The sequence below is a fragment of the Paenibacillus sp. PK1-4R genome, from assembly GCF_030369595.1.
Lineage (GTDB): Bacteria > Bacillota > Bacilli > Paenibacillales > Paenibacillaceae > Paenibacillus.
The window spans coordinates 6,798,185-6,820,077 of record NZ_CP126535.1 but is presented as its reverse complement, the minus strand read 5'-3'; the positions used below and the strand labels follow the sequence as shown (position 1 = coordinate 6,820,077).

Annotated in this window: 19 protein-coding genes and 1 pseudogene; 12 read left to right on the top strand and 8 right to left on the bottom strand. The window is 44.1% G+C overall.

Annotation, left to right across the window (positions count from 1 at the left end):
- Positions 1–133 precede the first annotated feature (133 nt).
- The 4 genes from QNO02_RS29655 to QNO02_RS29640 all read left to right on the top strand — a co-directional run bounded on the left by QNO02_RS29655 (position 134) and on the right by QNO02_RS29640 (position 6,734).
- Positions 134–1,291: a response regulator gene (locus QNO02_RS29655; RefSeq protein ID WP_289390724.1), complete on the top strand. Its 1,158-nt coding sequence runs from the start codon at positions 134–136 to the stop codon at positions 1,289–1,291.
- Between the two features lie 3 nt (positions 1,292–1,294).
- The gene (locus tag QNO02_RS29650; protein ID WP_289390723.1) at positions 1,295–4,432 is read left to right on the top strand and encodes a hybrid sensor histidine kinase/response regulator; all 3,138 of its coding nucleotides are present in this window, start codon (positions 1,295–1,297) and stop codon (positions 4,430–4,432) included.
- Between the two features lie 168 nt (positions 4,433–4,600).
- Positions 4,601–5,920 carry an ATP-binding protein gene (locus tag QNO02_RS29645; protein WP_283945838.1) on the top strand — a complete coding sequence of 440 codons (1,320 nt, stop codon included), beginning with the start codon at positions 4,601–4,603 and terminating at the stop codon, positions 5,918–5,920.
- A complete protein-coding gene (locus tag QNO02_RS29640) occupies positions 5,892–6,734 on the top strand; it encodes a response regulator (RefSeq protein ID WP_289390722.1) in 843 nt (280 codons plus the stop codon). The genes QNO02_RS29645 and QNO02_RS29640 overlap by 29 nt, the downstream gene beginning before the upstream one ends.
- Before the next feature lie 145 nt (positions 6,735–6,879).
- Here QNO02_RS29640 and QNO02_RS29635 read toward each other — a convergent pair whose 3' ends face one another.
- From QNO02_RS29635 to QNO02_RS29620, 4 genes and pseudogenes are all read right to left on the bottom strand, one after another.
- Positions 6,880–7,524, bottom strand: coding sequence for an ABC transporter ATP-binding protein (locus QNO02_RS29635; protein ID WP_289390721.1), 645 nt, complete (start codon positions 7,522–7,524; stop codon positions 6,880–6,882).
- A gap of 1 nt (position 7,525) precedes the next feature.
- Positions 7,526–9,745, bottom strand: a complete 2,220-nt coding sequence (locus QNO02_RS29630; protein WP_289390720.1) for a DUF1430 domain-containing protein — start codon at positions 9,743–9,745, stop codon at positions 7,526–7,528.
- A gap of 130 nt (positions 9,746–9,875) precedes the next feature.
- A complete protein-coding gene (locus QNO02_RS29625) occupies positions 9,876–10,265 on the bottom strand; it encodes a lactococcin 972 family bacteriocin (RefSeq protein WP_289390719.1) in 390 nt (129 codons plus the stop codon).
- 532 nt (positions 10,266–10,797) lie between these two features.
- A pseudogene (locus tag QNO02_RS29620) lies at positions 10,798–11,153 on the bottom strand (NUDIX domain-containing protein); the annotation flags it as partial.
- A gap of 147 nt (positions 11,154–11,300) precedes the next feature.
- Here QNO02_RS29620 and QNO02_RS29615 point away from each other — a divergent pair.
- A complete protein-coding gene (locus QNO02_RS29615; RefSeq protein ID WP_249913111.1) occupies positions 11,301–11,669 on the top strand; it encodes a DUF4180 domain-containing protein in 369 nt (122 codons plus the stop codon).
- 64 nt (positions 11,670–11,733) lie between these two features.
- The gene (locus QNO02_RS29610; RefSeq protein WP_502921893.1) at positions 11,734–12,858 is read left to right on the top strand and encodes an SGNH/GDSL hydrolase family protein; all 1,125 of its coding nucleotides are present in this window, start codon (positions 11,734–11,736) and stop codon (positions 12,856–12,858) included.
- 310 nt (positions 12,859–13,168) lie between these two features.
- Here the strand turns inward: QNO02_RS29610 and QNO02_RS29605 are convergent, their stop codons facing one another.
- A complete protein-coding gene (locus QNO02_RS29605; RefSeq protein ID WP_289390717.1) occupies positions 13,169–13,735 on the bottom strand; it encodes a dihydrofolate reductase family protein in 567 nt (188 codons plus the stop codon).
- 69 nt (positions 13,736–13,804) lie between these two features.
- Here QNO02_RS29605 and QNO02_RS29600 point away from each other — a divergent pair, with 69 nt between their 5' ends.
- The 4 genes from QNO02_RS29600 to QNO02_RS29585 all read left to right on the top strand — a co-directional run bounded on the left by QNO02_RS29600 (position 13,805) and on the right by QNO02_RS29585 (position 16,966).
- Entirely contained in the window at positions 13,805–14,713 is a 909-nt protein-coding gene (locus tag QNO02_RS29600; protein ID WP_289390716.1) for a helix-turn-helix transcriptional regulator, read from the top strand.
- Positions 14,714–14,773: 60 nt separating this feature from the next.
- Positions 14,774–15,700, top strand: coding sequence for an oxidoreductase (locus QNO02_RS29595; protein ID WP_289390715.1), 927 nt, complete (start codon positions 14,774–14,776; stop codon positions 15,698–15,700).
- 271 nt (positions 15,701–15,971) lie between these two features.
- Positions 15,972–16,241: a CD3324 family protein gene (locus QNO02_RS29590; RefSeq protein WP_133386343.1), complete on the top strand. Its 270-nt coding sequence runs from the start codon at positions 15,972–15,974 to the stop codon at positions 16,239–16,241.
- 179 nt (positions 16,242–16,420) lie between these two features.
- The gene (locus tag QNO02_RS29585; RefSeq protein ID WP_133386342.1) at positions 16,421–16,966 is read left to right on the top strand and encodes a hypothetical protein; all 546 of its coding nucleotides are present in this window, start codon (positions 16,421–16,423) and stop codon (positions 16,964–16,966) included.
- Positions 16,967–17,013: 47 nt separating this feature from the next.
- Here the strand turns inward: QNO02_RS29585 and QNO02_RS29580 are convergent, their stop codons facing one another.
- Positions 17,014–17,874: a GNAT family N-acetyltransferase gene (locus QNO02_RS29580; protein ID WP_289390714.1), complete on the bottom strand. Its 861-nt coding sequence runs from the start codon at positions 17,872–17,874 to the stop codon at positions 17,014–17,016.
- Positions 17,875–18,141: 267 nt separating this feature from the next.
- Between QNO02_RS29580 and QNO02_RS29575 the strand changes: the two genes are divergently transcribed.
- Complete coding sequence (locus tag QNO02_RS29575; protein WP_289390713.1) at positions 18,142–18,735, top strand: hypothetical protein; 594 nt, start codon at positions 18,142–18,144, stop codon at positions 18,733–18,735.
- Here QNO02_RS29575 and QNO02_RS29570 read toward each other — a convergent pair.
- On the bottom strand, positions 18,730–19,083 hold the full coding sequence (locus tag QNO02_RS29570) for a winged helix-turn-helix transcriptional regulator (protein ID WP_289390712.1): 354 nt from the start codon (positions 19,081–19,083) through the stop codon (positions 18,730–18,732). The genes QNO02_RS29575 and QNO02_RS29570 overlap by 6 nt on opposite strands.
- A 147-nt stretch (positions 19,084–19,230) precedes the next feature.
- Here QNO02_RS29570 and QNO02_RS29565 point away from each other — a divergent pair, with 147 nt between their 5' ends.
- On the top strand, positions 19,231–19,845 hold the full coding sequence (locus tag QNO02_RS29565) for a flavin reductase family protein (RefSeq protein ID WP_353959095.1): 615 nt from the start codon (positions 19,231–19,233) through the stop codon (positions 19,843–19,845).
- A gap of 139 nt (positions 19,846–19,984) precedes the next feature.
- On the opposite strand, the gene QNO02_RS29560 is transcribed toward QNO02_RS29565, so the two are convergent.
- Entirely contained in the window at positions 19,985–21,853 is a 1,869-nt protein-coding gene (locus QNO02_RS29560; protein WP_289390710.1) for an AbfB domain-containing protein, read from the bottom strand.
- Positions 21,854–21,893 lie beyond the last annotated feature (40 nt).

Genomic DNA, 21,893 nt, shown 5'->3' with positions numbered 1-21,893 from the left:
GTCTTCTATTAAGTATTATACAATTAAATTGCTACAAATTGAAAATAGGAAACAAGAACCTAAATACTTAAAATGCCTATGATATAATAGTGAAAATAAATCTCAAGACCTCAGGGTCGAGGAGGAAGCTCCTGTGAAAGTGATATTGGTTGACGACGAACGTCTAGCGTTGATAGGCCTTCAAAAATCACTAGAAAAAGAAGTAAGCGGCATTGAAATTATCGCTACATATATGAATCCAACAGAGGCTGTGGCAGGTATTGTGGAACACCGTCCTGATGTTGTATTTCTGGATATTCATATGCCGGAGATGGATGGTATGGATCTGGGAAGACAGATTCAGGCTGCAACACCGGGCATCGAAATTATATTTGTGACCAGTTACGATCAATATGCGGTGCATGCTTTCGAACTACAGGCTTTGGACTATGTGATGAAGCCCATCCAAAAGGATCGATTGAAGCAGACGGTGAGCCGCGTAAGAGAGAAACTGAGCGTAAAACGGGAGCAGCGGTCAAAGGATACAAACGTACCTTTAATTTGCTGTTTTAATCAGATTCAGTTTAAGCTTCCAGGAAAGGATACCCAGGTTGCCAAATGGCGTACAAGCAAGGCGCAGGAACTGTTTGCATACTTGCTTCACCACCGGAACCAGGTCATCCATCGCAGTGTTCTGCTGGAGCTTCTGTGGCCGGGAATGGAAGAGGAGAAGACGGCACACCAACTCTACACTGCGATTTATCATGTCCGCCAAACCCTGAAAACTTGCAATATGAATATGATCACGATTCAGAGTGGACACCTGGAGGCAGGCTATCGACTCGAATTGGGTGAGGCTCAGTTGGATAGTGAGCAGTGGGAACGGGAAATCAGGCAATGGAAAGCTGTAGACGAAAGTACCGTTCATGCCTATGAGCAAGCGCTTCATCTATATAAGGGTACCTATCTTGGCAATTATGAATACATGTGGGCTGAACCTGAGCGGGAAAGATTACGCTATCTGTGGCTGTATCATATGAGACAACTAAGTCTGTATTACCAGCAGCATGGGCTGGCGGAGAAAGTGATCGAGAGTACACAACGTATCCAGCATATGCTTCCGGATGAAGAAGAAAGTTATTTTATGCTAATGAAGTTATATGATGAAATGGACAACGATCTCGGTGTGGAGGAGCAGTATCGTCTCTTAACCACCAGAATGGAGCAAGATTTGGAGATCCCGATCAGTGAGGACATTACCGAATGGTATCAGGACTGGAAGCTCGGTTTAACCAAAGTCATGAAAAAATAATTAATGAAATTACTTCAAACGAAACGTATGGACCGTTACAAATATTTGTTCATTATGCTAATCATTTTTGGAGTGTTAATTGGCATGCGCTCGGTATGGTCTGAGCTATTCCACACAGTAGATGAGCATCGCGCCGTTAACGGGGTGCTGGATTTAAGGGGCGTGGATCTGGATCAATCTCCAGTCATGTACTTGAATGGGGAATGGGAACTTTATCCGGATGAGTTGCTGACCCAACAAGATATTGTGAAGAGGAATGGCGGTGCCAAGAGTGTTCAGGTCCCTGGGGACTGGGGGAGTGCACAGAATCAGGAACAAGAGAGTTCGTACGGTTACGGAACATATCGATTGCGCATTTTGACAGATCCGCTTCAGACGCCGGTAACCTTCTGGTTCAAGGGAATCCGAAGTTCATCCCAGGTTGAGATGAATGGAGACGCGGACGGGGGCATGGGTGAGGTCTCCACGGATAGCAGTACATATATACCCAGAAGCACTTCATATACAGCGACCTACGATCAGGAAGGAACAACCTCCATTGAATTATTGGTCCGTGTAGCCAATTACGACAGCCCGTATATGGGCGGAATTAGCAAACCTGTTCGCTTTGGTTCACAGGCAGCTGTTGATTTTTCGCGTTGGTATTCCATTGGTTTTCAGATGCTCACCTTTCTGGTTATGCTCCTCCACGGCATGTATGCCTGTATTCTTTACGCATTTAATCGACAGGAACGTTCCTTGCTGGTTGGAGCCGTATTAACTTTAGCTGTTGGCATCACGGTTACGATGGGTCATGACAATATATTGATGTTATGGCTTCCAATTAATTATACCTGGGGCATTAAAATTCGATTGATCTCATTGTTGCTGCAAAATGCTTGTATCCTTCTGTTATTCCAGAGATTAACGATGGTTCATGTACGAAAGGCATGGCTACAGTGGCATGTTGTCATGACCTTGATCTATACGGCCGTGATTGTGGTGGTGCCCATTCATATTACATATGCCATGATCCATTACAACGTCATTAACCTATTCTTTCTTGTATCCATGATCTGGTTTCTATACATCGTCGGAACGATGATCTTCAGGAAACAGGCGGACCGGGACATTGTTTTTCTGCTACTTACTGCAGGAGGCATTACATCCAACCTGATATGGAGTGTGGCCGAGACAGCTAAAGATGTGACAACTGTCTATTATCCTATCGACATCATCTTTGCGATTACGGGCTTCTCTGCCTATTGGTTCAAGAAATACTTCAGGAATGTCAGGGAGAATATGAAGCTGAATACAGAGCTGCAGAAGGGCGACAAAATTAAAGATCAGTTCTTGGCGAATACATCACATGAACTGCGGACCCCGCTGCACGGGATCATTAACATCGCTCATAACGTCATCACCCGAGAGAAAAACCGGTTGGATGAACGGAGCCTGGAGGATATGGAGTTGCTGATTACGATCGGCCGACGGATGTCACATCTTCTTGGTGATCTACTGGATGTAGTTCGGCTGAAGGAGCACCGCATTGAGTTACGTCAGGGGCCTCTTTCCATACAGTCGGTTGTGCCTGGCGTTATCGCCATGCTGCAGTTCATGGCAGAACGAAAACCAGTCCACCTTCATATGGAGATTCCGGAATCGTTCCCTCAGGTCATGGCTGATGAAGAAAGGCTTGTTCAGATTTTGTATAATCTGCTGCATAACGCGCTTAAACATACAGAGGAAGGAACGATATCCGTAAGTGCCGAAATTCGTGAAGGACATGCTCTGATTCATGTGACGGATACGGGCATTGGCATGGATGAGGATACACGGATGCGTATTTTCCTCCCGTATGAACAAGGGTCATATGGAATCAGTGATGGACAAGGCATCGGGCTTGGACTGAACATCTGCAAAGAGCTCGTAGAACTGCACGGCGGGGCACTTACGGTTCACTCGGAACTCGGAAAGGGCTCGGCATTCAGCTTCGATCTACCACTCGCGGATGAAGCCGCCGATCAGGCTCAGTCACAACTTCCCCTGATATGGGAACAGGCCGCCGAGATGATGGAAGATGCACCTAGCGGATTCCTGTTACCCCGCCAAGGTATGGGGGACGCGGAAGCCTTGGCGACAGCAGAGATGGCTCCGTTGTTAAAAGAGGGGAGAGCTACCATTCTGGCTGTGGATGATGATCCGGTGAATCTGGATGTGTTGGTCAGCATTCTTTCGACGGAACCATATGATATAACTACAGCAGGTTCGGGTCAGGAAGCGATGGAATTGCTCGGCACACGTCAGTGGGATCTGCTCATTACAGATGTGATGATGCCCAATATGTCCGGATATGAGTTAACCCAGAAGGTGAGGGAACAATTCTCGATGTCTGAGCTTCCTGTGTTGCTGTTGACGGCACGAAGTCAGCCGCCAGATATCTACACGGGGTTTGCATCGGGGGCCAATGATTATGTCACGAAGCCTGTAGATGCGGTGGAACTGAAATATCGGATACGTGCATTGACCATGCTAAATCAGTCTATCCAAGAGCGCCTGCGCATGGAGGCCGCTTATTTACAGGCTCAGATTCAGCCTCACTTCCTATTCAATACGTTGAATTCACTTATGGTTTTAAGTGATATTGATACAGAGCATATGCGGAAGCTTGGCGATGCTTTTTCATCCTATTTACGGATCAGCTTCAACTATCTCAATACAGGGGAACTGGTGAAATTATCATACGAGCTGGAACTCGTTGAAGCCTATCTTTTTATTGAAAAAACACGATTTGAAGATCGATTGTCGGTGGTATTAAACGTAGAGCCGGACCTTCCGTTGCTTCTCCCGCCGCTATCAATTCAGCCATTGATTGAAAATGCCGTCAGACACGGTCTATTAAGCCGCAATGTAGGCGGTACGTTATGCCTATCCATCACTCGTCATGAGGGTTATACCCGTATTGAGGTGAAGGATAATGGCAAAGGCATGGAACCGGAAAAGGTTGTAGAACTGCTACATGCTACGCCAGGTGGAAAAGGCGGAATAGGTATTGTGAATACAAACCGCAGATTGATGCAACGGTATGGTCAGGGATTATCGATCGTAAGTGAGCCGGGTGAGGGAACGATGGTGTCATTTGATATTCCGGATGAGATATAAGGAAAAGGCCGCAGAAGTGAAGACTTCCGGCCTTTTTGTTCTGCTTGCGTGTTCATTCCCTAATTTTAATTATTTCTAATGCTTCTTTCATATGTTAGTATATTTAACATTAGAAGCGCGGGTTCCGGCATTGGGCGCTAAACGTTGTTATAGTGGGTGAAGAGATCGATGCGCAATTGGGTCAAAAATGAGAATGTGCAGATGACGGCCATTGCCTTTGCCACAGCGGTAGGGGCGCAATTCAAGATAAATCCGTTCCGGGAAGATTACTTCCGAATCGGGCTGGGGGTTAGCATCCTTTTATTTCTGCTGATGATCATGCCACACTTGTCTTATGTGAAGACAGGAATCCTGACAGGCATCGCGAATTTGCTGTTTCAGTCAGCAGATCTCATCAATCATGTACAGACCGTGTCCATTCTGGAAAGCATGCGGGACAATCTGGGAGCAGGTGTGTATTATGTGGTCTTTGCCTATGGGCTTAGCAAGTTCAAGCATCGATTCCATGAGATGCAGCCTCTTCTACTCGGCGGGTTAATTACATGTATCGATTTCTCCTCTAATCTTGTTGAGCTGCTTTTTCGCGGAATGTTAAGCGGGACCAATATCTTTTATATGAAGGAATGGTTGTATCTGCTTGTGGTAGGCGGTCTGCGAAGTTACTTTGTGATTGGGCTCTATAACAGCTTTGCGGTGAGGCAGATGAGGCTATTACATGCAGAGCAGGAGAAGCGGATGGAGCAGATGCTGAGTGTGAACTCAGGTCTGTATGGCGAGGTCTTTTACTTGAAGAAAGCGATGAATACGATCGAGGGCATTACGGCAGACAGCTATGATCTATATCGCGATCTCCGGGAGCAGGACATGAATCAATACAGTCAGCGCACGCTGGGCATCGCTCAGCAGATTCATGAAGTGAAGAAGGATTCACAACGCATTCTCGCGGGTCTGCTGAAGCTGTATGATAACGAAAAAGCGGTCAACATGAGCTTGTCCGAAGTGCTGAACTTTGCCAGCAAAGCAAACCGAAAATATAGCGAGATGCTGCATAAGCAGGTGGGGATCGACATCGAGCAACAGTATGATTGTGAGTCTCCGTATTACATTCCTCTTCTAACGGTAATGAACAACCTGATTGCCAATGCGGTAGAGGCGATTGAGCATGATGGGACGGTCCGAATTCGTGTGTATGAGCAGGACGATGACGTGCATTTGGTCGTGATGGATACTGGGAAAGGTATACCTGAAGCCAAACGGGATGTGATCTTCGAACCGGGCTATACAACGAAATTCAATGAAGTTGGCATTGCTGCAACAGGCATTGGCCTGTCTCATGTACGTGATATCGTTCAGTCATTGGCGGGACAGATTAAGGTTGAATCTGCGCCTCCGGGAGCTAGAGGGACTACATTTGCTATAGCGATTCCCAAAATGAATCTAATCAAGGGGGGCGATGTCGATGACACTTTCTATCATGATCGTGGATGATGATGTGGTAAGCCGGAGCATGCTGCATGATATCATCGAATCCTGTGGAATCGGCGAGCTTGCAGGCATGGCAGAGGGCGGTATAGAAGGGGCACGGATGATTATGGATCTGCGTCCCGACGTGGTGCTGATTGATCTGCTGATGCCGGATCAGGACGGAATTGAGACGGTGGCGAAGCTGAAGCAGAGCGGATATACCGGGAAATTTATCATGATCTCTCAGGTGGAGAATAAAGAGATGGTAGGTGCGGCCTACCAGAACGGAATTGAATTTTTCATTCATAAACCGATTAATCGGGTGGAAGTGGAGCATGTGCTCAGCAAAGTGAATGACCAGTGGAAGTATGAGCGTTACGTGCTGGAAATCAGGCATTCCATGGCCAAATTAAATATGGTGGAATCCCCTCCCGCATCCAAAGGACGAAAGGTTCGTGAGGCAGCCAGAATGATTCTAATGGATCTGGGGATCATCGGTGAGAGCGGCAGCAAAGATATTATTGCACTGATGGAGTACGCGATTGAACAGAGACGAGCAGCAGAGTGGCCGCCTCTTAAAGTGTTGTATGAAGCCGTTGCCCGGAGCTACAAGCTTACAAGCAAAGAAGTGGAGAAAGAGAGTAAAGCGATGGAGCAGCGGATCCGCCGGACGGTTATATCTGCCTTGAATAACATGGCTTCGATCGGCTTGGCAGACTACAGCAATTATAAGTTTGAGCACTATGCGTGGAGGAAGGTACGCCGTCGCATATCTTCCAAAATGCCCAACATGAACGCACACAGGCGTTTCTGGGTAAGATTCTATAACTATATTTAATGTGAATGCCCTTTACGATCTCCCTTACACAAATTACATCAGATACGATTTAATCCCCTTTTTACAGTCGGTGTAAACAAACATTGAGGTCAGAATCTACATGGCATAGCCCAAGATTATGACCCTCTTTTTTTATTGTAATTTGTTACAATTCAATAATTTGTTCACAATGTTCAGCTACGATATCATCATGGGTAACAACTACAATTGTCTTACCCTGTCGGTTAAGAGCAGTAAGCATGTTTACAACAAAATCACGATTGATTGCATCCAGAGAGCCTGTTGGCTCATCTGCTAAAATAACATCACATGGTTTTAATAAAATCCGGGCCAGCGCCACACGTTGCTGCTCTCCACCCGATAACTCATATACTTTCTTGTTCAAAGGAATATTCAATCCTACTTTTCTTAAAGCTTCCATTTTTAAGTCCTGTTTCTCTTTTTTAGATTTACGGCTGTAGGCCAGAGCCACTTCCAAGTTTCCGTCTACACGATCATTCTCAATCAGAGCGTAATTTTGGAACAAATAAGAGATTTGATTACGCAAAACATGTGTGCGCCTCTTTCTTCCAATTTTCAGGATATCTTCATCATAAAACTTAATGCTTCCCTCATCGGGCTTTTCCAACATACCAAGCATATTTAACAATGTCGATTTACCTGAACCACTCTTTCCTACTATTGCGACCATCTGTCCATGTAAAATATTTAGGTTAAGGTTACTTATGATGTGATTTGTAGAATAACTTTTACTCACATTATGAAGTGCATATACCGGTACAACCTTCAAATTAGTGCCCTCCTTTTAGCATTTTGATAGTGTGTTTGCGTGAAATTCGAGTTAGCCAAGCTACGGAGAAGCATAGTTCCAGAATGATGAGAGCGATAACAATAACAATAGTCAGAAGCGAATCGAAAAGCCCTAATACGTAAATACCAATACTGGCACTTCCCCATATAATGCTGAAAAACAGAATGAATTCTTTATATTGTTTGGCATCAGAGAGGCCAAAAAGTCCTCGCATAATAAATTTTTGTTGAAATTTACTGAATAAAATGGATAGATGCTGAATCATAAGAAGGCAAAAAATAATCACACTGATAGTTAGAGAAACTAAAGTAGAATAAAGTTGTTTCTGCAAATGATATAATTTCTCCGCAATGTACTGATCAACGGTAATAAGGTAATGGAGATTATCATCCAATTGATACTCTTTCAAAGTAGGTTCTAAAAGTGAATATGTTCCCGCCGTATCTCCATCGAGTAATTTGACTTTCATTGGATCTGTACTTCCTCCACCAAGAATTGCGTCCCGATCTCCTAATAAACTATTTTTTTCAGTAACCACCTGAATGATAGGATCTAAAATGGTATTATTGTTTTTTGGGTTGACATCCGGGTTGAAGCTGAAGATATTCTGATGATTTGCAGACCATATAATCTGAATGTTTTGTTGTTTTTTCAGCGCTGGAATTTCCAGCTGCAGTTGCTCTTTCTCGAACGTTGACCTTTGTTCGCGCTCATCTTTAAAAAAATGGACAATCTCATCTTCCTGATTTTTGAACTGTTCAGGAACCAATATAATCCAACTAGTTTCCTGATCAGATATAAGGATGGGCTTTCCACTATTATCGTATACAGGAAATTCCCTAAGGTAATTAGTATTGACTTGCAAAGACCGAAATCCACTATAATCTTTGTCCAATAAAAGTGCCGTTTCCTCATACTGACGAGAATTAATAAGGAGGGAGCCCAACTCATTTAATACAGGATAAAGTTGGCCTGCTGTTGCACGAATAAATCGAATAGCACCATTCTGAAAATCTAGTGCATCATATCCCTGGTTCACAGGATAAAATACACCAAATCCACTACTTTCCTTCCAATTTCGCAGGTTATATTCTTCATTTTTAACAGCATTATATTGACTGACCAATACCGAGAATAAAGACATAACCACGATCGTGGTAACTATTTTAAGTGGAACATTTATCAAAAAAATTAAAAATGTTTTGTTTCTATTTTTAATAGCGTCACTTATTTTAATATAGTTCATATAAACTAACGCTGGTATTGTCGAAATGACCACAATCAGGAACAACTTGACTTGCTCATACATTAGAAAATAAAAGAATAGGATACTAGAATGTGGGACAAGGAGAAATAGAAATAGGGCAAAACCTGCACTGAGAGCAAAAATAAACGTAATATTTTTCCCAATTACTTCAGTCCATATTCGTATAGTAGAAAAACCTATTAGTTTGTATACAGCGACGCGTTTCGTCTCCTTAAAGCTATAATAGAGCACAAAAAAACCGTTTATGAACATTAAAATGTAAGATAATGTTTTAACATCTGACTTTGGTGCAGGCTTGTATGAATCTTTTGGAGATGTAGTATTGGTGAAGTCATTAGGTGAAAAATTAACAGATAACCCTTGCTGGCTGTAGTGGTTGTTCAGATTTTGAGAAAACTTCCCCAAAAATTTATTTAGAACAGTTTGGTCTGCCTCCAGATAATAATATCCACTTACTGGCAAGTAATTGTAAGAGCTTTTAAGAGTCCGTATTGTAATTGTATCATTTCCACCAAATTCCTCGATCACTCCAACTTGATTTTGGTCCCGATGAGTTGAAGTTGACATATACATTGTCGTACTTAGAGTGTCTTTATCATTAAGAACTCTCCCTGATTCCAGTTTAAATGCATCAAAAAAAGAAGTTTCTCCATTCAGTAATATGTATTTCACCAATTCGATCTGTTGATCAGGCTTATTGTTGATGGCTGGCCGCATAATATTGACATGCATTTTGGTAGATGTATTTAATAAAATAGGATAGACTTCATCAGGATTGGATAACACCAGATTATCTGGAATGAAAAATTCAGAACCTAATTGTTGATCTAATCCATAAACGCGTCCTATTTCCTGTTGATCATAAACGTTATAACTCGTATATAATGACATAAAACACGTGAATAATATAAAAAAAACCACTAATTTTTTCAATCCTCAAATCCCCTTCAAGCACATGATGTATAGAATTGAACTAGATTCCCCATACTCGTATATACATAAAAAGGAATGAGGAATCTAGATCATTCAAAAACTACCAATATTTATTATTTAGCCTCATGTATTAATAAACATTCCAATAAGCATGAGTATCATCAGTAAGCCCTCCAATTGCACTGGCGTAAGAAGTTACTCCTTTGTTCACTTGCCCGCTACGTGAAATTTGTGTACCTATGCTGGCTGTGGAAGAATGTATCTTAGTGGCATGGTTATAGTTGGACCAGACTTTCTTCTTATAAGTTACAAGACTTTCCATCACTACAGAAGTGCCATAATCCCAAGTACCGCCACCATTATCTGCTGTAGCAAATGTAGTTATAAGATCTTCTGTAATGATGTTAGTCAAATCAACCGAGCCACTATTAGCGGTTTGATTAGTTTGTGCCATCGCTTGACTAATTGGAACAAGAAGAACAGCTGCAGCAAGTGTCATAGTAAGAAGTTTTTTTTTCATTTTTTTCACTCTCCTGAAGGTTTTTTATGTAGAATTCCGGAATTCTATATTATTTATACCATAAAAACCCTTTTAAGTAAATATAATAAAAGGAAAAAATTATATTTTTATATTATTTATTGTAATATAAGATATTATGTTTGTTTATATTAAGTAAATGTTAACATTATTGTGAGAAGACATTCATAATAATAATGATTGTAGTTCCTTTCTGAACTCTCTGAATTTATTGTTCGGAGTTTTTAGTCTTTTTCAATCCCTTTTGATTGAACATGGTCAGCTGCAAGGGATTTTTTGTGATGAGTCTGATATGTAATGAAAAACATATAGTTAGATTGTCAAGGAGGCTATAGGCGTTATTAAACTAGCGTGTAGTCTGGCCTGCATTTTGTTTGAGAAAACCGCAACTAAGATAGGGCATGCGCCGTTTAGAGTGCTAGTTAATATTCGGGACAGCTCAAAGTGGCGGTGCTATTTTGAGGGATGAATTGCTAGTTTGCGGGTCTTGTCATACGAATCAATTTTATAAAATTTAATCCAGAATCACTTCTTTATCGGGCTGGTCAAGAAACTCAAACATGGTTTTAACTTGTTCAATCGTATTCCTTTCCAACGAAAGCTGAGGCAATTCGTCCAATGAGAAGAATTCAACCGCACTGGTCTCCACCCCTGTTTCAGCTTTTCCTCCAACAATTTCACATTGAATAAACATCTTATATACATGATAGGGTTCGGGTGGATGATCATGAAATATTTTTTGTCCAATACGGCTAAAAGTCTCATCGGCAGGACATCAAACCCGGATTCTTCTTTAATTTCTTTCCCGGCTATTTCCGATGGCGAAAAGCCAATATCACCCCAGCCGCCGGGCAACGCCCAGGCACCGTCCTGAATTACAGTCTATAACTACTAAGAAAGGACAACTCGAGGTTAGGGAATCACGCTAATGATTGAACGCACTTTACGATTATTGCTTTTTATTATAAAACTGCGAGATATTATAAAGAAACGATGTCCAGAGGAGGAGAAAGTGAAATGAACATAACCATTGATCAGCAAGGCAATTCCAAGGTCGCCATAATTGAAAGTAATGGCATCGTCATCAACAATGCTCAAGATGCACTGGATTTGATGGCTTCGGTAAGGTATACCGATGATGCTGACAAGCTCATTATCGACAAAACGAACATCACCGAAGAGTTCTTCGAACTGAAAACCAAGCTTGCAGGGGAGATTTTGCAGAAATACGTGAACTATCATGTTAAGCTTGCTATTGTGGGAGATTTCGAAGGACATACCAGCAAGAGCCTGAGAGATTTCATCTATGAGTGCAACAATGGCAAGCATTTTTTCTTTTTGAAAAACAAAGAGGAAGCGCTTCAAAAGTTGCATAATATCAGTTAAGTGCATATCCGAAGCATGTAGAGAGCCTGCTTATAATCTGAGTCAAACGTAGGAGGTTTGCATGGTGATAGCTAATGAGAGTTTAAAGGTAACTGCTCTGCCCGATGTTCATAATCTCAAAGTGCATGGCAGAACAACTGGAGAGCTGGCGCCGTTGACGTTATTTTGGACGGGAAGTGCAGTAGAACTTAATGTACAGGGCGCCGAACTATGGGTTGAGTTGGAGTCGCAGTATGACATGTATGAGTCATGGATCAGCATTCTGATCAACGGTGTTCCGGTGAGCAGACAGATGTTAGTGGCGGGAAGATACTGGGTCTGTGTATTCCGGGGTATGAACGCGGATGTGGTGAAGAATGTTCGGATCGTTAAGGATGTTCAAGCGATGAGTGGTGACCCGGGGTGTTCCTTGCAGATTCATGCGGTGAAATCCGATGGAGCGTTCCTGCCTGTGCGGGAAAAACCGTACAAAATCGAGTTCATCGGTGACAGCATTACATCTGGCGAAGGTGCGATTGGGGCAAAAGCGGAAGAAGATTGGATTCCGATGTGGTTTAGTGCCATACATAATTATACGTATATGACAGCAGAGGCATTGAATGCAGAATACCGGGTCATCTCGCAAAGTGGCTGGGGTGTGCTGACAAGTTGGGATAACAACCCGAAGGGGAACATCCCCGATTATTACGAGCAGGTCTGTGGCCTGCTTGCCGGAGAACGTAACAAAGCGCTCGGCGCAGGAGAAATGCATGATTTTGGTTCGTGGCAACCGGATGTGGTGGTTGTGAACCTGGGCAGCAATGATGGGGGTGCATTTCAGTCACCCGAGTGGAAAGATCCCGACACTGGCAAGGTGTACAAGCAGCGGATGAACGAGGACGGAACGTATCATGAAGAGGATCTGGCCGCTTTTGAGAAAGCGGTGGAACAGTACCTGTTCAAACTTCGGAAAAACAATCCGGCGGCACATCTCGTATGGGCTTATGGCATGCTTGGTTTTCCCATGATGCCCGCCATCTACCGCGCGGTTGATGCGTATATGAAGGGGACAGGCGACCACAAGGTCTCAATCATCCAGCTTCCTGATACAACCGAAGAGACGGTAGGGGCGCGCACCCATCCAGGCGAGTTATCTCACCGTAGGACGGCAGAGGTGTTAGCGGAATATGTACGAGGAATGATAGGATAGCTTGAAATATGGAAGAGGAAAGACCACTCTTTCATGAAATGTACCTCAATGGTTAGATGGTGTCTAACTTTATGAGGTCCCTTCTTCATAAGAATGGTCTTTTTCCTTTTCTATATAAGTTGAACTAAAGATTATTTACACTGACACTACGATGACAGAACAACCTTTCAATCGCTGTTATCCCCAGATTTTTTTCATTCCCTTTTTTAAAGGGGAAAATCCGTGGATAAAGGCGAACGCTTCGCTTTTTCAGGTTATTTCTGTCCTCTCCGTTATCATGTAAATGATTAGTTCAACTTATATACATTATCTAGACATTCGAGGGTGTGTCCACTGTGCCGCTGTTCTGTACCTCATAACGAATCGAAATGATCTGTCCCAGCGTCTGGGTCCGGACCATTTTGAATTGACTTGGTACCGAGCCTGTCGGGAATAAGGGGATGCCTTCACCAAGAATTTTGGGAATAATGGCGACTTCAATCTCATCCAGCATTTTTTTGGCTAACACAGCTTCAACCAGTATTCCGCCACCCACAATCCACACATCTCCGTCAGAAGTCTGCTTTAACCGGGGAATGAGCGTATCTACCGTCTCGGTTGTAAACTGTACATGCGGAGCGGGCGGCTGTTCCGAGCGGGAAAGCACATACGTTGGGCGATCAGCATAGGGGAAATCTTCGGAAAGTGTGAGCACCTCTTCATACGTATAACGTCCCATAACAACGCTACCGATCGTTTGATAAAATGCAGCATACCCGTTGTCTCCACCATCACCCTCCACATCAAATAACCAATCGACCGAACCGTCCAGTCTTGCGATATATCCATCCAAACTCATAGCAATGTACAAAATTGTTTTGTTATCAGACATGTTCATCGCTCCCTTCCAAAATGTATGATACACTTTAACTATGACAAAAGTTGACGTAGTTAGGATGTTGAATTCATGAATAATCGGAAGCTCGCGATCATGCGCCTGATGGATTCCAGACAGAAGTTCACAGCCCGGGAACTGGCAGAACGATTTGACGTATCCGTACGTACGATCCAGCGAGATCTGGATGCGTTGCAGGCACTGGGTTTTCCCTTGTACACCGAAGTTGGTGTGAACGGGGGATACCGTGTGTTGCCCAATCGGATTTTGCCACCTCTTCAACTGACACAGCAGGAGGCATTAGGACTATTTATGATGCTGGAATATCTACAGCAAGTCCCGGATTTTCCGTATGGGTCGATGCGTGAGCATCTGGCTGAGCAATACTTCTCTACTTTGCCCGAAGATGTACAGGATCTCATTATGCGAATGAGAGAGCATATCACCTTTGTCCAGCATCCTGGTGAGCATTCCGAGCCTTTAACAACCGAGATATTGAGTGCAGCGGTAGAAAAGAGAGAAATCGAATTTATGTATCATGCCCGCAATGGGCATAAAAAAGTCCAGGTCTTCCCATATGGTATTTACTATGAGCAGGGACATTGGTACATGCCAGCCCGAAATAAGGATCGCGTATTGTTGTATCGGGTGGATCGCATGCAGCAGTTGGTTGTTATGGAGTCGGTGGATGAATCTGTTCCAAGCCTGAAGGCATGGCTAGATGCCAAAGAAGACAGAGCAAGCGTAGAAGTGGTGCTGAAATTCACGGAATTTGGAGCAAGGATTGCTGCGTCAGATGTGTTGTTCAAGTCGGTTGAAGGCCATGAGTGGCGCGGACTGATTCCGCCTGAAGAGTTCTCTTTTACAGCACGAAAGTTACTCTCCTATGGGCCGGAAGTGAAGGTGGTGTCTCCGCTCGAACTGCAACAGCAGGTTAGAGGGATGCTGGAACGGAGTTTAAGTCAGTATGGTGGGGGATAAAAGCTTTCAAACGCTGGATATTAGGGTATCAAGGAAGAGATAGGAAAGGTGTGTAGACAAATGAGCGAAGTTTGGACTAAAGACATCATCCCGACTGTATCCGATAAAGTAGTGATTGTGACAGGTTCGAACGGCGGGTTAGGGTATGAAACGGCATTAGCGTTAGCTGAAAAAGGCGCAAAAGTTATCCTTGCAGTTCGTAATCTGGAAAAAGGTGAAAAGGCAGCTAATAAAATAAAGTCGTCTGTGCATGTAGCTGGAGAGGTAATCGTTATGCAGCTCGACCTTAGCGATTTAGCTAGTATCCGTGAGTTCGCAGCCGCTTTTCTTGAGCAATACGATTCTTTGTCCATTCTCGTTAATAATGCAGGAATTATGAACCCTCCATTCCAGTTGACGAAAGATGGCTTTGAATTACAGTTTGGTAGTAATCATCTAGGCCATTTTGCGCTTACGGGTCTACTATTGCCTCGATTGATCTCTACTCCGAAATCGAGAGTAGTCACTGTAAGTAGTATGGCTGCTCATAATGGTGTAATTGATTTTAATAATTTAGATGGCTCCAAAGGATATAATCCCATGAAGTTCTACAGTCAAAGTAAGCTAGCCAATCTGATGTTTGCGAAAGAGCTGCAGAATAAATTTAATTCCGCCCATATTGATTCCATGAGTATCGCCGCTCATCCAGGAATTTCGCATACCAATCTATTTTCCTTCGGTTCGGGGAAACAGACCAATATATTCATGCGCAGTCTTTTGAAAATCATTAGTCAACCGGCACATATGGGGGCATTACCTACCTTATATGCTGCAGCAGATCCGACGATCACGGGAGGGGAGTATATTGCTCCCAGTGGTATGGGCGGCACTAAGGGCTATCCCAAGAGCGCTAAGATCATCGAAAAATTATATGATGCTAACATTTCAAACAAGCTATGGAGCGTATCAGAAGAATTAACAGGGGTATATTACAGATTCGACGTGTAGATTTTGCCATTAGGGAAAGTAAACCTTATTATGGAATGGACAGTTAAAAGTTCTTCAGCACGAATAAGATTAACTGAATGGGGGGCTACCATGATTCGATTCATAAGAAGTTTCACGATCCGCTCTATGCAGAGTCCATGCGATGAACAACGGCGGTTGTTTGTATAGAGCGTGAAATCCATTTCCGCCATATCATTATAGTGCATATCCAATGCGTTCATCGTACGACTCTGCTGCCTTAAAGATTTTAACTTTTAAGGAGTGGAGCAACGTGAAATATATTAATGCGGATACAATCTTTCCGGAAGAATTACTCAAAGAAATACAGCGTCATATTCCCGGAGGCCTGGTCTATATTCCGAGGCCCAAGGATGCCCATAAGAAGTGGGGAGAGAATTCGGGTGGCAGAAGGGTTGTCCAGGAGCGGAACGACGAGATCCGCAGGTTTTTTGCTGCGGGAACAACTATCGATCAGCTTGCGGACCAATACTGTTTATCCATCGATAGCATCAAGAAAATTGTGTATTGCAAAAAGGGATGAAACGATAGAAGCCATGTTCGAGCAATCGAATGTGGCTTTTTTACTGTAAAGAATGGTTATTAAGGATTCTTTATATATTCGAGTAGTGTAACTGCGCGTACAATTCATTTAACGGTACAAGGTTATGCGGTGAGAGTTCGTGAAATAACTCCTTAAATCATCTGGTAAGGTTGGTGAATATGAATATAGAAGTGAAATTAACGAATAAAGACGAGGCGTATATGATTAAAAATATGTACCCGCTATACCTTCATGATCTATCCGGACATTATGGTCTGGGTGGAGAGCATACCCCGAACAAACATGGCATTTTCGAACCAAGTCCTGATTATAAAACGTTACAGGATCAGTATGATGTACAGAACATCTGGTGGGAAAAACCAGAGTGCCTTTATCCGTTCCTCATGATTGTGGATGGCATACCGGCAGGGTTTGCGTTCATAGCTACTCCGCCATATTGTTCACAAGGCACTGATTTCTTTGTACATGACTTCTTTCTGATGCAGCCGTTTCGAGGTGTAGGTGTTGCTGAACACGTGGCATCGACGATCTTCGGCATGTTTAGAGGAAACTGGGAGTTGTTCACCAATCCATCGGAGACAAATAAGATTGGCCAATCTTTCTGGCGGAAAACAGTGAATCATTATACCAAAGGTAACTATCGAGAAATGTACGGGCAAACGTTCGATGGCTATAAATTGATTTTTCAATTCTCCAATATATAAAGAGAGACCGTCTCCCTTTGAGGAAAACGATCTCTCTCCACTGCCTTTTATAAACTACCGTTGAAATAGTGATACTCAGAATTCACTTCAAAACCAACACTGCGGTACAGATTCAAAGCACGTTTGTTCTCGGTAACAACGGATAAGCGGATATCTGTGTAACTTTGTTTTCTTAGGAGATCAACCAGGATGCTAAGCGCAGTGCGCCCCAGTTTCTGTCCCTGATAAGCAGGAAAGATACAGAAATTATGAATAAATGCAGTTGTTGCATTAATGGAGTTGACCCGTACCAGCCCAACAGGCAGTTGATTCTGCCATGCAATATAGGTGACTCGGCTGGGTTCATTTGTTTGCATAAAGTACTCGCGTGTCCAGTCTTCCGAATCTCCAAAGGCTTGGGATGAGCAAGTGACCACAAACTCCATATCCTCGGCTTCTGCCACGGACAACGTTAGTTCAGGCGGCTCCACAACCGAAAGGACCTCATTCACAAGTTGCATCGAGTACTCCGCACGATCATAGATGGCTCCAAGGGATTGGGCAGTAAGAAGGCCCGGAGATAAGCCCTGAGGAACACGATAACTGAATTGGTTGATTCCCTGTGGTTTCATGTCCAGAATTACCCTTTTCAGTAGGCTGCTGAACACACCTTGGCGACGAAAATCTGGGTGTACGATGGCATTAATATTCCCGGTTACAGCGTCAGAAGCATACCAGCTGAGGAGCCCTACCAAATCACCGTGGCGATAACAGAGGAGCGCGTGGTCTCCGTCTTTTTTGCTGATATGGTCAAGGTCTGCTTTCAGATGAATGGAATCAAGCTGTCTACATTGTTGTTCGAACAAAATAATAGCTTCAATCTGTTCCTTGGAATCATAGATCATAGGAACGACTTGATAAGTTGACATAGCTTTACACCTTCAATGTTGAAGGAAACACGCAGTTATTGGACCCGCAGGCGCTATCCTTCTTGAGTTGGTCCAGTTGTAATTTTGATCATCATCATTATCTCCTCCAAATCACTTCCCGATGACTATAACACAATCTATGATGAAGATGACACCCAATGGATGTAATTCACTGGGTGTCTGTTCAGATGTGCCCAATAACTGGACATTATATCCTATTGAAGGGATAATTGAGAGTAATACTGACGAGAAAGGGAGGGATTACCTATGCGCAAGTTGGCATATGTGATGGGTACATTATTTCTTTTCGCCGCCATGTTAATGGGATGTACACCATCTGAACCAGCGGAAAGCACTGAACCCATCACTCCACCAGCAACGGAACAGCCAAGTGATACGGGGGACCAGAAGGCGACGGCGGAGGAGCAGCAACAAGCGCTGGAAATGTCGCTCGATTATAAGACAACAGAACTCACCGTGGATGGTAAGGATTATGATGATACGTTAGAGATGGAAGGGTTATTGGCCAAAGGAGAGACGATGAAGCCATTCCTGACCTCCAGGAATTATGAGGCTTATATGGCTAATCGATATATTGTCTTGCCTCTTCAGGTTGCAAGCATCGAACAAGCGAAACTGCATCCTGAAAATATACAAACCAAGATCAAAGATAACAAGAGCGACTGGATTCTTGTGGAATACACGCTTGATCTGAAATTTACAGACGATAACGGCAAGGAGTTCAAGTCCATTCCGTTATCGGGGGATATCACCTTTTTGCAAGATCAGGGAGAATGGCGCATTCAGGATGATACGTACAACAGGGATGCATTCGCAGACATCATCAATAGTTCTCTATAGTTCATGAAGTGTCTGTGATTCCGGCACATTATGCACACCCCACTTGCATATCTCCTCCAGAATGGGCATTAGACTCTTGCCTCGAGGGGTTAAGGAATACTCCACTTTGGGCGGAGTCTGATCATACTCCACTCGTTTTATCACACCTTCACGTTCCAAATCGTTCAGTTGAGAGGTTAACACCTTGTAGGTAATCCCGGGGACACGTCTTTTGAGTTCGCCGTAGCGTGTGACCCCATGGAAGGCAAGTTGATACATGATCTTCATCTTCCACTTCCCGCCGATAATGGATAGGGTGTAGTCGAATGGAGTTAGTGTTTCCATTGGGATTGTGCTCGGATTATCCATCACGAATAAGCTCCTTTATGCAGGTACGCACTTCAAAGTGCGTACTTTTTTTGTGGTGAACAAGTGTATATTCTTATACCAACTATATGTTTCCCATGGGGCTTTGTAAACCGAAGGAGCTTCTGTTGGAATGGAGAAAAGGAGTTAGTGTCATTGGCAAAAGACAATGCATTTGAGTTTGCAGCAGATGATATCACCATCGATGAAATGTATAAATTGATGATTGGTTCCGTGGTGCCACGGCCTATTGCCTGGGTTTCTACGAGAAGCAAGGACGGTGCTCTTAATCTGGCGCCCTTTAGTTTTTTTACCGTTGCTTCGCGCAATCCACCAACCCTGCTCATATCTGTTGGACCCGGTGTAGGTGAGAGGCAAGGTACCGTGAAGGATACGCTCCTCAATATTCGGGAGACGGGAGAGTTTGTGATCAATGTAGTTCCCGCTGTACTTGCAGCGTCCATGCAGCGTTCGTCAGCAGATGTAGCATCGGACGAAGATGAATTTGAACTGGCGGGGGTTACTCCGAAAGCGGGCATACGTGTAGATGTACCTTCCGTGCTCGAATCTCCGATTGCTTTTGAACTTACGCTGGATCGAATTATTGAGGTGGGAACAGATCATCTGGTTCTTGGAAAAGTAGAGCACGTAAGGGTCGATGCAGAGGCATATGCCGGTCATTATAAAATAGCGATAGAGAGCTGGCAGCCACTAGCCAGTCTGGCTGGCGATTATGCTTTAATTAAACCTACATTTTCAGTCTGAGATGGGGTTACGTGATCTATATCTGAAATGGTGAAGCAGAAAGAACCGCTTCTTCAGTTGTGACTCCTGAATAAGCGGCCTTTCCCCAAGATTTAAATTATAGATGTAGGTGGCTAATCCTCATCTCCAATTCATTGGTTTAGAAATTTGTTCGCCCAAACGTGGCGTCACTCTTTACCGTTGAGCTGCTGGATGTATTGATGGCATCGAGTTGTAATACGTAATCATAATGCCGGATGTAATATCCGGGCTGACTGTACGATTGAAGGGATACTTTGGTGCTGTCAGCCCAACCAGGGCTGCTTAGGAACGTAGCATCTCCTTTATAGGCAGCGGTGTCGGCGTAGGCTTCAAGTACAATTTTGTTGCTGGCATTACGCTTCAGAAAGTAGCCTGGGAAGTTAAGGGACTCCAGTGATATTCCCGTGGAGCTGGCAAGACCCGGTACGACGCGGAACTGTGAATCCAGAACAGGAGAGACGTTGGCATCCACGCGAGCGGTGTAATTGGCATGACGGATGTATCGATCCGGATAGTTGTGTGAACTGAACCGGCTGTAACCTGTGGCTTCAGGTGTTGCAGGGCCCAACATTTTGACCTCGTGCAGGGTTGGGGTGTACCAGTTCCCCGGATTATTCCACAAGACGGCGTTCACCATATTGATCCGTACATAACGGGCGGTGAAGTGCACGGCGTCCGTGGTGAAACCATAGGTCAGATTGTTGGTGCGATCCAAGGTGGAGTAATTAACACCATCGTTGCTAATCTCAATTTTGTATTTGTAGTACCCTTCAGAACCTTTATACATAAACCAGGAGGTGTCGATCTCGGTGATCGTCTTGGGTGCGCCGAAGTCCACTTGCCACCAGGCAGGCCAGCTATTGGAGGAAGCCACCCATGAAGTCTGGTAGTTACCATCATTAACGTTGGATGCAGACGAGCCGGAGGCTGTGGAGATGGCGGTAGCTGTTTTGCCTTGTGCATGGTTGACGAGAGCAGGTGGTGTTACTGCACCCGTTACTGCATCGATATTCCATGTTGTATACCACTCCAGTGATGCTGTTCCGTTCGAATCATTCAAGGTTAGCGGCAGCCAGATATGTTTGTGCTCTCCGAGGTTCATCGGATTCCAGCGATCCCCCATGTAGACGTAGGATGTGGTATTGCTGCCTGTAATCGTGGCAATATCATGAATCTGCGAACCGAAGGCAGATGGATTGCCATATGGCGTAAGCGCAGTCCATGGGCCCGTCATGGAAGTTGCTGTAGCATAAGCACCTTGATTCGGATACCAGCCAGCCGCTTGGGAGGTGAAGAGGTAGTAACGGTTTCCTTTTTTCACAACGGCAGGCGCTTCACGATAGGCGTTCTCAAACAGCCAGCCCTCGAAGGATTGTATTCCGGTGTAACTTGCATTCATTTTAAAAATAGCCATCGTATCATTGGCACCGCCATTTTTGCGTGAAGCAGTAACCAGATAACCTGTGCCATCTGTATCAACAAAGACGGTCATGTCACGGGATTCATAATTCAGCGGGCGGAAGCTGCCCTCATAGGTGAATTTGCCATTCGGGGTATTGCTTGTTGCAACTGCTACACGCCCGAGGTTGTAGTCTGTACCGTTCTCATAGTGTGCCCAGAGCACATACTGATTGGTGGAGGCGTTATAGATGACTTTGGGGCGTTCGATTTTACTGGAGGCCAACTCAGTTGCCGAATCTTTTGTCAGAATGGCGTTGCTGAAAGTCCAGTTCTTCAGATCGGTGGAGGTGTACACGTTCACACTGTCGAACCTGCCACCCACCGCATGTTCACCGTACAGATAATACGTCGAGCCTACCTGCAGAATGTTGCCGCTGTTCGCATGGATGGGGTTGCCTGCGGTGTCGAGCCAATCGGTGCCATTGGTTATCGTGACACTTGCTGCGCTTGTTCGTTCAGGATGAAGTCCAAACAGGGTGAACGTGAGTGCAAAGACCAGAAACCAGACGGCTTTTCTGTTACCCATTACATACACCTCCCGAAAGATATCAGATAAAATGTAGCGC